Origin of the sequence: Amycolatopsis sp. MtRt-6 (assembly GCF_017308975.1) — a bacterium.
Taxonomy (GTDB): Bacteria; Actinomycetota; Actinomycetes; order Mycobacteriales; family Pseudonocardiaceae; genus Amycolatopsis.
In genome coordinates, this window is sequence record NZ_JADWPD010000004.1 from 69,901 (window position 1) to 81,338 (window position 11,438).

Annotated in this window: 16 protein-coding genes; 6 read left to right on the forward strand and 10 right to left on the reverse strand. The window is 74.5% G+C overall.

What is annotated here, in order from left to right; genetic code table 11:
- Window positions 1-72: 72 nt before the first annotated feature.
- From I4Q55_RS08970 to I4Q55_RS08980, 3 genes are read right to left on the reverse strand one after another with little or no spacing between them, the layout of a single operon-like run.
- A complete protein-coding gene (locus I4Q55_RS08970; protein ID WP_206785576.1) occupies window positions 73-1,047 on the reverse strand; it encodes a plastocyanin/azurin family copper-binding protein in 975 nt (324 codons plus the stop codon).
- Between the two features lie 24 nt (window positions 1,048-1,071).
- Window positions 1,072-1,980, reverse strand: coding sequence for a copper resistance D family protein (locus tag I4Q55_RS08975; protein ID WP_206785577.1), 909 nt, complete (start codon window positions 1,978-1,980; stop codon window positions 1,072-1,074).
- 4 nt (window positions 1,981-1,984) lie between these two features.
- Window positions 1,985-2,578 (reverse strand): hypothetical protein, encoded by a 594-nt coding sequence (locus I4Q55_RS08980; protein ID WP_206785578.1) that lies wholly within the window; start codon window positions 2,576-2,578, stop codon window positions 1,985-1,987.
- Window positions 2,579-2,968: 390 nt separating this feature from the next.
- Here I4Q55_RS08980 and I4Q55_RS08985 point away from each other — a divergent pair, with 390 nt between their 5' ends.
- The 4 genes from I4Q55_RS08985 to I4Q55_RS09000 are packed head-to-tail and all read left to right on the forward strand — an operon-like array spanning window position 2,969 to window position 5,021.
- The gene (locus I4Q55_RS08985; protein WP_206785579.1) at window positions 2,969-3,505 is read left to right on the forward strand and encodes a copper resistance CopC family protein; all 537 of its coding nucleotides are present in this window, start codon (window positions 2,969-2,971) and stop codon (window positions 3,503-3,505) included.
- 29 nt (window positions 3,506-3,534) lie between these two features.
- Window positions 3,535-3,873: a DUF6221 family protein gene (locus I4Q55_RS08990; protein ID WP_091312950.1), complete on the forward strand. Its 339-nt coding sequence runs from the start codon at window positions 3,535-3,537 to the stop codon at window positions 3,871-3,873.
- 4 nt (window positions 3,874-3,877) lie between these two features.
- Complete coding sequence (locus tag I4Q55_RS08995; RefSeq protein ID WP_206785580.1) at window positions 3,878-4,540, forward strand: phosphoribosyltransferase; 663 nt, start codon at window positions 3,878-3,880, stop codon at window positions 4,538-4,540.
- 58 nt (window positions 4,541-4,598) lie between these two features.
- Window positions 4,599-5,021 carry a DUF6292 family protein gene (locus I4Q55_RS09000; RefSeq protein WP_206785581.1) on the forward strand — a complete coding sequence of 141 codons (423 nt, stop codon included), beginning with the start codon at window positions 4,599-4,601 and terminating at the stop codon, window positions 5,019-5,021.
- A 1-nt stretch (window position 5,022) separates the two neighbouring features.
- On the opposite strand, the gene I4Q55_RS09005 is transcribed toward I4Q55_RS09000, so the two are convergent.
- The 5 genes from I4Q55_RS09005 to I4Q55_RS09025 form a co-directional block, all read right to left on the reverse strand.
- On the reverse strand, window positions 5,023-5,385 hold the full coding sequence (locus tag I4Q55_RS09005) for a VOC family protein (protein WP_206785582.1): 363 nt from the start codon (window positions 5,383-5,385) through the stop codon (window positions 5,023-5,025).
- Window positions 5,382-5,810, reverse strand: a complete 429-nt coding sequence (locus tag I4Q55_RS09010) for a hypothetical protein (protein ID WP_206785583.1) — start codon at window positions 5,808-5,810, stop codon at window positions 5,382-5,384. The genes I4Q55_RS09005 and I4Q55_RS09010 overlap by 4 nt, the downstream gene beginning before the upstream one ends.
- The gene (locus tag I4Q55_RS09015; RefSeq protein WP_206785584.1) at window positions 5,807-5,974 is read right to left on the reverse strand and encodes a hypothetical protein; all 168 of its coding nucleotides are present in this window, start codon (window positions 5,972-5,974) and stop codon (window positions 5,807-5,809) included. The genes I4Q55_RS09010 and I4Q55_RS09015 overlap by 4 nt, the downstream gene beginning before the upstream one ends.
- Window positions 5,975-6,037: 63 nt before the next feature.
- Window positions 6,038-6,475 carry a DUF4383 domain-containing protein gene (locus I4Q55_RS09020; protein WP_206785585.1) on the reverse strand — a complete coding sequence of 146 codons (438 nt, stop codon included), beginning with the start codon at window positions 6,473-6,475 and terminating at the stop codon, window positions 6,038-6,040.
- A gap of 166 nt (window positions 6,476-6,641) precedes the next feature.
- Window positions 6,642-7,466 (reverse strand): SDR family oxidoreductase, encoded by an 825-nt coding sequence (locus tag I4Q55_RS09025; protein ID WP_206785586.1) that lies wholly within the window; start codon window positions 7,464-7,466, stop codon window positions 6,642-6,644.
- 78 nt (window positions 7,467-7,544) lie between these two features.
- Between I4Q55_RS09025 and I4Q55_RS09030 the strand changes: the two genes are divergently transcribed.
- Both I4Q55_RS09030 and I4Q55_RS09035 read left to right on the forward strand, forming a co-directional pair.
- Complete coding sequence (locus I4Q55_RS09030; RefSeq protein WP_242545615.1) at window positions 7,545-8,564, forward strand: hypothetical protein; 1,020 nt, start codon at window positions 7,545-7,547, stop codon at window positions 8,562-8,564.
- Between the two features lie 60 nt (window positions 8,565-8,624).
- Window positions 8,625-8,813, forward strand: a complete 189-nt coding sequence (locus I4Q55_RS09035) for a DUF2795 domain-containing protein (RefSeq protein ID WP_206785587.1) — start codon at window positions 8,625-8,627, stop codon at window positions 8,811-8,813.
- A gap of 22 nt (window positions 8,814-8,835) precedes the next feature.
- Here the strand turns inward: I4Q55_RS09035 and I4Q55_RS09040 are convergent, their stop codons facing one another.
- Entirely contained in the window at window positions 8,836-9,885 is a 1,050-nt protein-coding gene (locus I4Q55_RS09040; protein ID WP_206785588.1) for a glycosyltransferase family 9 protein, read from the reverse strand.
- On the reverse strand, window positions 9,882-11,354 hold the full coding sequence (locus I4Q55_RS09045) for an HAD-IIIA family hydrolase (RefSeq protein ID WP_206785589.1): 1,473 nt from the start codon (window positions 11,352-11,354) through the stop codon (window positions 9,882-9,884). Before I4Q55_RS09045 ends, I4Q55_RS09040 begins: the two co-directional genes overlap by 4 nt.
- Window positions 11,355-11,438 lie beyond the last annotated feature (84 nt).

An 11,438-nucleotide genomic window follows, 5' to 3' on the forward strand; every position in this document is an offset into this window, starting at 1 on the left:
TGTGTCTTTTCTTGTGGTGGGGCTGGGGGGGTTGGGGGGGGGGGGCGGGGCGCCCCGCCCCCCCCGCGGGGATCAGCAGCTCGCCTGGTTGAGCAACGGCGTGAGCACGTTTTCGAGCCACACCGTGTGCGTCTTGATGTACTGGTCGAGGTTCAGCAGGTCGGTCACCTGCTGGCCCAGCGACGTCTCCAGGTGCGCGCTCTTGATGTGCGCGACGATCGGCGCGAGCGTGTCGGTGAGGACCTGGCTACCCGAGCCGTCGAACGCCGGGGCGAGCACCGTTTCCAGCCACACCGTGTGGGTCTTGATGTACTGGTCCAGGTTGAGGATGTCCTGCACCTGCTGACCGGGCGAGGTCTCCAGGTGCGCGCTCTTGATGTGGTCGAGGATCGGCTGCAGGACCGCCTTCGGCACGCAGGAGCCGCCGCCCGGGGGAGTGGACGGGGCCGGCATCGTGTGGGTGGGCGCCGAGGTCGGGGTGGACGGCGGTGCCGAGGTCGACGGGGTGCCGGTCGGCGCCGAGCCGGTGACGGTGACCGTGGCCTTCATGTCCGGGTGGATCGAGCAGTAGTACGAGTACTTGCCCGCCTTGGTGAAGGTGTGGCTGAACGTCTGGCCGGTCTGCAGGGTCGGCGAGGTGAACTTCTCCGGCCCGTCGGTGACGACGACGTTGTGCGGCGCGGTGTCGTGGTTGGTCCACGTCACCGTGTCACCGACGTTGATCGTCAGGTCGGCCGGCGAGAACTTGTAGCCCATGGCTTCGACCGACTTGCCGGACGACGCCGCGGCCGGGGCGGCGGCCCCGCCCGCCTGTTCCTGGACCAGTCCCTGGTAGAGCGGGATGGCCAGGGGGCCCTGCTGGGCCAGCGCGGCGAGGTCGACGTTCGCCGCCTGGCTCGGCGCGGCCTGCTCGGTCTGCCCGCCGCGCAGGGTGGCGAGGCTGAACAGCGCCGCCGCCAGTGCGACGATCGCCACGGCGATCGGCCAGTTCCGCCGTCGCCGCACCACCTCCGGCTGCTCGGGGGCGGTGGGGGTGGGGTTGTCCATCGAGGGACTCCTTTCGCAGGGCGATCAGCGGCCGGGGCTGGCCGTGACGAGGAAGCTCGCCGCGAGGAGGACCACGAGCACGAGCGTGGTCTCGGCGGCGACGGAATGGACGAAGGGACGGACGGTGCCGGCGTCCCCGCGCAGGACGACGGCGAAGTCGAGGCGGCGCCCCACCCAGCGGCGGCTGAACTGGGCGGCCAGCAGCACGACGGCGAGCACGCCCAGCTTGACCAGCAGCGTCTGCCCGTAGGACGTGCCGAACACCCGGCTGACGCTGCCGACGGTTTGCCACGCGAGCACCACGCCGGCGGCGACCACGACGGCGACCGACGTCATCGCCAGTTTCGAGTAGCGGGGGATCACCGAGGCGAGCTCTTCGGGGTCACGGCGGGCCAGGACGCCGAAGAGCAGCACGGCCAGGCCACCGATCCACGCCGAAGCGCCCGCCAGGTGCGCGAAGTCCGCCAGCTGCGTCAGCCACGGCCGGGTGCTCTCCACCGCGTGCCCGGTGAGCCCGGTCGTGCGGAGCAGCCCGACCAGGACCGCGCCGGCCCCGACCCGCCAGGGCAACGCCGTGGCGGCGTCCCGGCCGCGTTGCAGCAGCCAGGCCAGTACCACCCCGCCGAGCAGCCACAGCAGCGCCCTGGCGAACCAGATCCGCCCGAACTGGCTGTCGAGGGCCTGGCTGAGCAGATCCCAGCTCAGGAAGTCGCCGGGCGGGCGCTGCGCGGCCCACGCGGCCTGCAGGCCCAGGCCGGCGAGCGTGCCGAGCAGGCCGAGGACCCAGCCGGTGACCAGCACCGCGCGGGCGCCGCGGTGGCCGGCGCCCGCGGGCCAGAGCACCGCCAGGAAGAGCAGGCCGCCGGCGAACAGGGTGAGACCGGCGTAGTCGACGGTGCGGGCGAGGACGTACCACGCCTTGACGGGTTCCACCGGCTCACCGTCCACTCGGGACGGTGGAGGCCGGCACCATCGCGGGCTCCAGGCCGCCGTCGGTCGTCCGGCAGTAGCCGAGAACGAGCGCGCCGGCCCCGTCCGGCCCGGTCACCCCGAGCCCGGTGGTGACGGCCCCGAGCAGCGGCAGCCCGCCGACGGTGTCCAGGACCTGTTGCGGCACACCGGGTTGGCACGCCGGCACGTCGGTGCCCGGCGGCGGGGGCGTGGGCGGGGCCGACGGCGGCGGGGACGAAGGCGGTGGGGAGCCAGGACCGGGGGCGCCCGGATCCGGCACCGGCGCCACGACGCCGCCGTCGCCGGGCATCGGCGGCATCGGCGCGGCCGGCACGTCGCCCACCGGCAGTGCGGGCAGCGGGGAGGCCGGGCCGCCGGTCGGCAGCCGGCCGGTCGGGATCGGTTGCGGCGCAGGGGTTTGCGGGGTGACCGGGTGTCCGCCGTCCGCCACGACGGGTGGGGTGGCCGCCGCGGAGCCCGGACGCAGGCCGATGCCGGACGCGTAGCCGACGACGATGACGACCGCGCCGGCCAGGCTCGCGGCGATGACGTGGTCACGGCGCAGGGCGGGTCCTCGCACGGTTTCGTCCTCCAAAGAACGGGAATGCGCTTCCCGGAAAGGGTTCTCGGGTAATTCCGGAGCAGTGGGGAAAGAGCGGGATGTGGGAGCAATAAACCAGCCGGCACGTTTCGCGGGGTGATCCTCACGTGAAGGACAGGTAAAGTCGAGCGGGGCGCGGTCGGGGCGCAGCGGTGAGAAGCTGGGCCGAAAGCCGGTTCTGCTGGGCTGTTCGGGTGACCGGCGGTGCCGACCGCCGGGCTAGCTGCCCGATTTGTCCGTTTACCGGGCCGGGCTCCGCGGCGGCGGTGAGAATTGGTTAACACAGGCGTTTCACGGCCTTCCGCCGTGGCGCCGGATCCGCTCGCTACGGTTCCGCTCGTCGCTCGAATTCCCAGAAGGCGAGGAACCATGACTTCCCGCTGGTCATTCCCGGTCCGCGTCGCCGCCGCGCTGGCGGCCGCCGGCGCCGCGGCCCTGCTGTGCGCGCCCGCCGCGGCCGCGCACAGCGTCCTGGTGTCCAGTTCGCCGGCCGCGGGCGCGTCGGTCGCCACGGGCCCGGCCGAGGCGGTGCTCGAGTTCAACGAGCAGGTGGAGAACCGGTTCACCGAGCTCGCGGTGCTCGGGCCCGACGGGACTTCGCATTGGGAGTCCGGTCCGGCGTCCGTTGTGGACGGCAAGGTCTCCGCGCCGCTGCGCCCGCTCGGCCCGGCCGGCGCCTACACCATCCGGTACCGCGTCACCTCCGCCGACGGCCACCCGGTCTCCGGCACCATCCCGTTCCGGCTCACCGTGGCGGGCCCGGGCGCCGCGGTGCCCGCCGTCGCGGCGGTCGCGCACCAGGACGGCGACGGCCCGGTACCGCTGTGGCCGTGGATCGCCGGGGGCGCGGTCCTGCTCGGCACCGGGTTCGCGGTGGCCCGGCGCCTCGGCCGCGCGGACGCTTGAAGCCGTGACCGGGCGGGTATCCCGGGCCCATGACGAACCTCGACGACACCACGACCGCGAAGCTCGACGAATTCGTGCTCGCCCGGCTCGCGGAGGACGAAGAGCGCGTCCGGGCGGGGGAACTGCCGCTGATCGACGAGGCCGAACGGCGCGGGCGGCTGCGGATCATGTACGCCGACGACGGCGACGGCCTGCTGCTCGCCGGCGGGCCGGTCGAGGCGATGGAGGACCGGCACCCGGTGCCGTTCGCCGAGAAGGCCGAGTTCCTGCGCCGCGAGATCCGCGACGCCCACGACGACGCGTCCGTCAAGCTCATCGCGTCCGTGTACGAAGCCCACCCCGACTGGCGCGACGAGTGGCGCCCGTGACCTGATGCCCGCGTGGGAGGCCCGTCCGCGCGTCTTCGCCGACCGCGAGGACGGCGGCCGCCGGCTCGCGGGCGAGCTGCGGGGCCGCCGGTGGGCCGACCCGCTGGTGCTCGGGCTCGCCCGCGGCGGGGTGCCGGTGGCCGCCGTCGTCGCCCAGCGGCTCGGTGCCGAGCTCGACGTGGCGGTCGCCCGCAAGATCGGCGCGCCGGGCCACCGCGAGTACGGCGTCGGCGCGGTCACGCCGGACGGCCCGGCGATCTACGACGAGGCCGGCCTGCGAGCCCTGAAGCTGACTGCCGCGCGGATGGCGCGGGCCGAAAGCCGCGAACGGGCCGAGGCGCGCCGGCGGCTCGCGCGGTACCGCGCCGGCCGGGAGCCGCCCGGTGTCACCGGCCGTGACGTCCTCCTCGTCGACGACGGCCTCGCCACCGGCGTCACCGCGACGGCGGCGCTGCGGGAGGTCCGCGTGGCCCGGCCCCGGACGCTCGTCTTCGCCGCGCCGGTCGCCGCCCCGGGCGCGGCGGCGCGGGTGCGGCTGGAAGCCGACGACGTCGTCTGCGTCGCCGAGCCGCGGGGATTTCGCGCGGTCGGCCAGTGGTACGCCGATTTCCGCCAGCTGGGTGACGACGATGTCCTTGACCTGCTCGGCCGGGGCGCGTCGGGTTGACCTGATGGGTGATGGGGTATCACCCGTTGGGGCCACCGACCGGAGGGGCGGGAGCGGGATGAGTGAACGGGACGGGCTCGGCGCGGCGGCGCGCGGGCTGCGGCAGTACCTGCTGGCCGTCGCGGCCAGGCTGGACGCGCCCGCCTGGTTCTGCGAGGTGGACGTCCCGGCGGGGGCGTACCTCGCGCTGGAGCGGCGGCTCGCCCGCTTCCCGGACCACGAGCTGGCACTGATGTGGGACGAACGTGACGGCTGGTCGGCGGCCGTCGAGACGGCGACCGGCGACGAGGTCATCGTGCTCGCCTACCTCGGCGAGGACGTCCTGCCGGCCCCGGAAGCCGTCGTGGCGTTCGTGACGGGCCTGTACGGCGAGAACTACCCAGGGCGGCCGGATCCACCGGACTTCCGCAGACCCGGCACCGCGGACGGCTTCGACGAGCGGCTGGCGGCGTACGCCGGGGACCCGGTCGGGCAAGCCTGAATCAGCGGGGCGGGAGCACGCAGAACTCGTTTCCCTCCGGGTCCGCGAGCACGACCCACGGGTCGTCGGCCGGGTCGTCGATGACCTTCGCGCCGAGCATCACCAGGCGCTCGACCTCCGCCCGCTGGTCCAGGTCCACCGGGGCCAGGTCCAGGTGCAGCCGGTTCTTGACCGTCTTCTCCTCGGGGACCGGCTGGAACAGCAGCGCCGGACCGCCGGGGATCTCGACCTGGCGGTAGGTGAGCCCGTGGGAGTCGGTCCACGTGCGGGTCTTCGGACTGCCGAGCACCGCGGACCAGAACTCGGCGAGCAGGTCCGGCTGACGGCAGTCGACCGTCACGGCGAGCATGCGCGCGGCGGTCATGACGCCGCCACGATCCGGGTGATGGCCTCGGCGACCAGCTCCGGTTCGGACACCGTCACCGTCAGCCCGGGGTGGCGGATCCACCCCTGCGGGTCGATGCCCCGCACCGGTTCCCGGAACCGGAGGCACACGCCGCCCCGCGTCGTCGTGCCGAAGGTCAGACCCCGGTCGGCGAGGGAAAGCCGGACACCGAAGACGCGAAAAGCGCGGTACGGGCCGGTCGCTTCCGCCCCGGCCAGGTTGCTCAGCGGGGTCTCGACCAGCCACGGCCCGAACCGGACGCGCAGGCCGGCGGCGTCGAGTTCGAGGCCGGCGCGCGGACCCAGGATCCGGCGCAGCCACCCGGGACCGGCGAACTCCGCGTGGAGCCGGTGGTGCACGACGACGGTGGGGTCACCCACCGCCGCCGTTTCGCTCGTCGTCATGCGCCGCCGCCCAACGGCGGGACTTCCGGCTCGTCGTCGGCCGGGAGCTCCGGGTCGCGCCAGTCCTCGGCGCGGGACGGGCCGTTGCCCTGCAGGGTCCCGCGCAGCTCGGATTTCATCGCGTCGTCCTCCCGGGGCGAATGCCGGTCGCTTTCGCGGTGCATGGAACCTCCTTCACGCGGTGCTCTTTCCCGGCTACCCGGTGGCGGCCCGCCGAAACGCCATGATCACCGCGAGCGCGCGGCGGCCCGGTTGACCGCCCGTGCGGCGACGATCCCGAGCACCAGCCCGGCGACGGCGGTCAGCCCGTGCAGCCAGTTGTCCGCCCAGTTCAGGTTGATCGGGTCTTCGGGGTTGACGAGCGAGGTGGCGAGGATGCCGTACGCGGTCATCCCGGTGAAGCCGACGAACAGCACCCAGCAGTAGATGATCGCCCCGGTGCGGCGGGTCGCGGCGAGCAGCCCGAGCACGCCGACCGCCGTGTGGACGAGGTTGAGCAGCGGGGTCACGCTGAAGATCCAGACCGCGCGGCTGGTCTCGTGCCCGACGTCGGCGGTCTCCGGGGTGAGGAACCCGGCGATCCCCAGCGCGAGGTAGAGCAGCCCGAGGACGGCGACGACCGGCCGGAGCCAGGACGCCGGGAAACGGGTTTCGGCGGAAGACATGGGGTTCTCCTTCCCTCCCTGGCCGGATACCCCGTCACGGGTGCGGAAAACGGACAAGTGGAAAGGGCCGGACGGCGGGCTGGGGAGCCGCCGTCCGGCCCTTGGCCGGGACCCGCGCCGGTCCCTGCAACCAGGACGCGGGCCCCTGGTCTCAGGGGGAACAGTCTCAGGGGGAGCGCCAGTCGTGACCGCGGTAGGCGGTCCCGTGCTGGGCTCCCATCAGCAGCAGGCCGCCGTCGACGACGAGCGACGCGCCGGTGATGTAGCCGGCCGCCGGGGTCGCCAGGAACGCGACCGCGGCCGCCACCTCGGCCGCGTGGCCGGGGCGGCCGAGCGGAATACCGGGCCGGTCCTGCTCGCGCGGGTCGGCGTCGGTCTGGCCCGTCATCGGCGTCGAGATCTCGCCCGGGGCCACGGAGTTCACGGTGATGCCGTGCTCGGCCAGCTCCAGCGCGAGCACCTGGGTCAGCGCGCCCGCCCCGGCCTTCGCGGCGCAGTAGGGCGCGGCGCCGACGCGGGGCACGTGTTCGTGGACGCTGGTGATCGTGATGATCCGGCCGCCGCGGCCGGCGTCGATCATGTGGCGCGCCGCGCGTTGCGAAAGCAGGAAGACGCCGTCGAGGTCGACGTCGAGAACTTGGTGCCACTTTTCGTAGTCGAGGTCGATCGCGAGTTCGCTGCTGCCGGTGCCCGAGCAGTTGACCAGGACGTCGATGCCGCCCAGGTCGTCGGCGAACGCGTCGACGACGTCGGCGGCGCCGGGCAGCTCGGTCAGGTCGAGCTGCCGGACGTGCGCGGCCACGCCGTGCGAACGGGCCTCGGCCGCGGTCTTCTCGGCGCCGTCGGCGTCGGAGTGGTAGGTGAGGCCGACGTCCAGGCCGCCGCCGGCGAGGGCGGCCACGACCGCGCGGCCGATGCCGGAGTCTGCGCCGGTGACGACGGCGCGCCGCGGCGAAGCGGCTTCGGCGGGCAGGGGCGCCGGGAGCGACACGGGCTTCTCCTTTCGTTCCCGGTCGGCTACCACCCCCGCCGGGGACTAAACGCGGTCGCCGCGGGGTATTCCGCTCCGATGAGACTGGCCGTGCTGGACATCGGGTCGAACTCCGCGCAGCTGCAGGTCGTGGACGTGTCCGCCGGAGCCCCGCCGCTGCCGGCGCACGCGGTGAAGGAACCGACACTGCTCGCCGAAGAGCTCCAGCCCGACGGGACGCTGAGCGACGAGGGGATCGAGCGGGTGACCGCCGCGGTGAGCCGGGCGGTGGACGCGGCGGTGCGGCTCGGCGTCGACCACCTGTACCCGTTCGTCACCGCGGCCGTGCGCGACGCGGTCAACCGCGACGACGTGATCGACCACATCCAGGCGGGTGCCGGGATCCGGCCCCAGTTCCTCTCCGGCGAGGAGGAGGCGCGGCTGACGTACTTCGCCGCGCGCCGCTGGTACGGCTGGTCGGCCGGGCGGCTGCTGCTGATCGACATCGGTGGCGGGTCGATGGAGCTGGTGCTCGGCCGCGACGTCGAACCCGAGCTGGCCGTCTCGCTCCCGCTGGGCGCCGGCCGGCTCACCCGCGAGTTCCTCACCGCCGACCCGCCGACGCGCAAGCAGCTGAAGGCGCTGCGCCGGCACGTCCGCGACACGCTGTCGGAGGTGCTCGACCGGCTGCGCTGGGAAGGCCCGCCGCGCCGCGTGGTCGCGACGTCGAAGACGTTCAAGCAGCTGGCCCGCCTCACCGGCGCGCCGCCGCAGCGCAAGGGCCCGTTCGTCACCCGGGAGCTCGTCGTCGCGGACGTGCGCGGCTGGATCCCGCGGCTGGCGCGCATCCCGGCGGCGGAACGGGCGGGGCTGCGCGGCATCTCGAAGCCGCGGGCCCGGCAGGTGGTGGCCGGCGCGGTGGCGGCGGAAGTGACGTTGTCCGCGCTGGACGTCCCGAGCGTCGAGGTCTGCCCGTGGGCGCTGCGGGAGGGAATCCTGCTGCGGCACCTGGAACAGCTCGCCGACTCGATGCCGTTGCCGCTGCAGCCGCTGACCCGGCACCCGGACGCCACGGTCCGCCGGCTGCACCCGGCGGGGGAGCAGCCGGTGCCGTCCTGAGCGTGTGGGGGCGGCCGGGCGGGGTAACCGGGCCGTTCCCCGAACGGAAGGAGAGTTCCCGTGAGCAAGCCGAACCCGATCGAACTGCAGAAGTACCTGTCCGGCGTCGACTACCCGGCTCAGCGCGACGACCTGGTGCGCGCGGCCGAGCGGAACGGCGCGGACTCCGGCACCCTGGACGTCGTGCGCGGCCTGCCGGACCGGACCTACGAGGGGCCCAGCGGCGTGAGCAAGGAGATCGGCGGCTGACCCGGGCCCTCGGACGGGGCTTTCACGGGAAAGCTCCGTCCGTCGCCGCCGCCGGAACAGTGGCACTCGGCTGCGCGAGAGCCGTCACCGCGCGGCAGACATCGGCGGGGTCGATCGTCTCGAGGCAGGGGTGACCCGGGACCGGGCACACCCGCGCGCGGGTGGCGCGACAGGGCGCGTGCTGGTCACCGAGCACCACCGTGGGGACGCCGTAGGGCGCCCACCGCTCCTGCGGCACGACCGGGGCGAACAGCGACACCACCGGCGTGCCCGCCGCCGCGGCCAGGTGGGCCGGCCCCGTGTTGGGCGCCACCACGACCTGCGCGCCGGACAGCACCGCCGCCAGCTCGGCCAGTGACGTCCGGCCGCCGAGGTTCACCGCCGACGACCCGGCCACCTCGCGGGTCAGTGCGCGCTCCGACGGCGCGCCCGTCACGAACACCCGGTGCCCGTCGGCGGCCAGCGCCCGCACGGTCTCGCGGCTCCAGGCCGCCGACGGCTGGCGGGCGGGCACCGACGCGGCGGGGTGCACCACGACGTACGCCCCGCCGCCGGTCAGCCGGGTGATGTTCGGCAACGGTCGTCGCAACGCCAGGGCGCCGTGGTCGTCCGGAGGCAATGAATAGCCCGCCGCTTCGGCGAGCGACAGCATGCGGACCGGCTCCGGCGGGTCGCCGTCGACGCGGTGGCGCAGGTCGAGCAGGCTGCCCGGGTAGTCCTCCGAGATCGCGCCGATCCACGGCACCCCGGCCTGGCGCAGCAGCAGCGCCAGCGGCAGCGGGGACTGGTGGAACGACGTCAGGACCAGCGCGCGGTCGAACGCCTTCGCCCGGACCAGCGCGACGAACTCACCGGTGTCCTCGGCGGTCACCGGCGGCGGCTCGGGGTCGATCCAGGGCGCGGTCCAGGTGAGCAGGTCGGTCACGCCCGGCAGGAGTTCGCCGGCGGCGCGGCCGTGCGGGCCGGTCAGCAGCGTCACGTGCGCGCCGGACGCGGCGACCGCGCGGACGCAGGGCCCGGCGAGCAGGACGTCACCGAGGTTGTCCTGGCGGGCGACGAGCACCCGGGTCATCCGGCGACCCCGGCGACGCGCAGCGCCTCGGACAGGTCGCGGGCGACGGCGGCGTGCCGGCGGGCCCGGGCGATCTCCGGTTCGAGCGTGCGGCCGGTCGGCACCAGCACCGCGCGGGCGCCGGCCGCGAGCGCGGCGTCGACGTCGGCGCCGGTGTCGCCGATGACCACACAGGACGCGGGGTCGACGCCGAGCTCGCCGGCGGCCCGCAACACCATGCCGGGGGCGGGTTTGCGGCACGCGCAGCCGTCGCCGTCGTCGTGGACGCAGACCTGCCAGGTGCCGAACGGGCCGAAGATTTCCCGGACCCGCGCGTTGACCGCGTCGAGCTGCTCCGGGGAGATCAGTCCTTTCGCGACACCGGACTGGTTGCTCACCACGCCGACCGGGATCCCGCGCTCGCGCAGGCCCCGCACCAGCTCGACCGCGCCGGGGACCGGACGGACGCCGTCCGGGTCGTTGAGGTACGGGACGTCGACGATCAGCGTGTCATCCCGGTCGAACAGCACCGCCACCGGGGGCCGCGGCCGCCGGGCCGCGATTTCGCCGCGCAGCCGGTGGTAGCACGCGGCGGGCGGGATCAGGGCGCTGGTGACGACCATGCGTGCCACTTCGCCGGGGGTCCGCGGACCGGGCAGGATCCGGCGGGTGGCGAACTCCGCCGTCAGCCCGGCCCAGACGCCGGCCGCGAGCCGGGCTTTTCCGCGCTGGTCGAACAGCGGCAGCGCGAGCGCGGCCAGACCGGCCACTGTGGACAGTGCGTGCAGGCCGAGCCTGCCGGGTCCCGCTCCGGTGCGCTGCCGCCACAGCACGCCGTGCTTCGCGCGCATCAACGCGTTGTCGGCGTTGCCACGTTGGGCTTTCAAGCTGTAGAAGAACCCCGCCCGCCGGGCCGGGTGCGTGGTCAGCCGTTCGCCCTGGTCGATCCGGTGCCCGGCTTCGGCGACGCGCAGCGCGAGGTCGGAGTCTTCGCGGAACGCCCGCGGGAACCGCTCGTCGAAGCCGCCCGCCTCGACGAGCGCGCGGCGGCGGTAGGCCATGTCGGCGGTGATCCACCGCGCGTGCTCGAGGCCCGCGGTGCCGCGCTCGTCGTCGGTGGGACGGCGATCTCCGGGGAGCGGGACGGTGATCCGGCCCTGGGAGGCGGCGACGTCCGGCGGCAGCGCGGCGAGGTCGCGTTCGAGCTGCCGCGGCCAGTCGGGAGCGAGCACGACGTCGTCGTCGACGAACGCGATCCACTCGCTCTTCGCCGTGCGCCAGCCGAGGTTGCGTGCCGCCGCCGGCCCGCGCCCGCCGGAGCGGAGCACGCGCACGCCGTCGGGAAGGTCCAGACCGGACCCGCCGGGGCGGTCGTCGACGACGAGGATTTCGGCCGGTCGCGGGTCCGGGCCGTTCCGGAGGGTTTCCAGCAGTGGCCGAAGCGTCTCCCGGCCGGTCGTGGGGATCACCACGGTGTAGTCGAGGGTCACCGGCCCCGGTTACCCCGGGCGGGGGTGATCAAACGGCGTGTCGAAGCCGTCGTGCCCGGGTAACCGCCGGGCGACGAGAAGGAG

Excerpts from the sequence above, each read along its gene's own strand:
- I4Q55_RS08970 (WP_206785576.1), bottom strand. The coding sequence starts at position 1,047 with ATGGACAACCCCACCCCCACCGCCCCCGAGCAGCCGGAGGTGGTGCGG.
- I4Q55_RS08985 (WP_206785579.1), top strand. The coding sequence starts at position 2,969 with ATGACTTCCCGCTGGTCATTCCCGGTCCGCGTCGCCGCCGCGCTGGCG.
- I4Q55_RS08990 (WP_091312950.1), top strand. The coding sequence starts at position 3,535 with ATGACGAACCTCGACGACACCACGACCGCGAAGCTCGACGAATTCGTG.
- I4Q55_RS08995 (WP_206785580.1), top strand. The coding sequence starts at position 3,878 with ATGCCCGCGTGGGAGGCCCGTCCGCGCGTCTTCGCCGACCGCGAGGAC.
- I4Q55_RS09000 (WP_206785581.1), top strand. The coding sequence starts at position 4,599 with ATGAGTGAACGGGACGGGCTCGGCGCGGCGGCGCGCGGGCTGCGGCAG.
- I4Q55_RS09005 (WP_206785582.1), bottom strand. The coding sequence starts at position 5,385 with ATGACCGCCGCGCGCATGCTCGCCGTGACGGTCGACTGCCGTCAGCCG.
- I4Q55_RS09010 (WP_206785583.1), bottom strand. The coding sequence starts at position 5,810 with ATGACGACGAGCGAAACGGCGGCGGTGGGTGACCCCACCGTCGTCGTG.
- I4Q55_RS09015 (WP_206785584.1), bottom strand. The coding sequence starts at position 5,974 with ATGCACCGCGAAAGCGACCGGCATTCGCCCCGGGAGGACGACGCGATG.
- I4Q55_RS09020 (WP_206785585.1), bottom strand. The coding sequence starts at position 6,475 with ATGTCTTCCGCCGAAACCCGTTTCCCGGCGTCCTGGCTCCGGCCGGTC.
- I4Q55_RS09030 (WP_242545615.1), top strand. The coding sequence starts at position 7,545 with ATGAGACTGGCCGTGCTGGACATCGGGTCGAACTCCGCGCAGCTGCAG.
- I4Q55_RS09040 (WP_206785588.1), bottom strand. The coding sequence starts at position 9,885 with ATGACCCGGGTGCTCGTCGCCCGCCAGGACAACCTCGGTGACGTCCTG.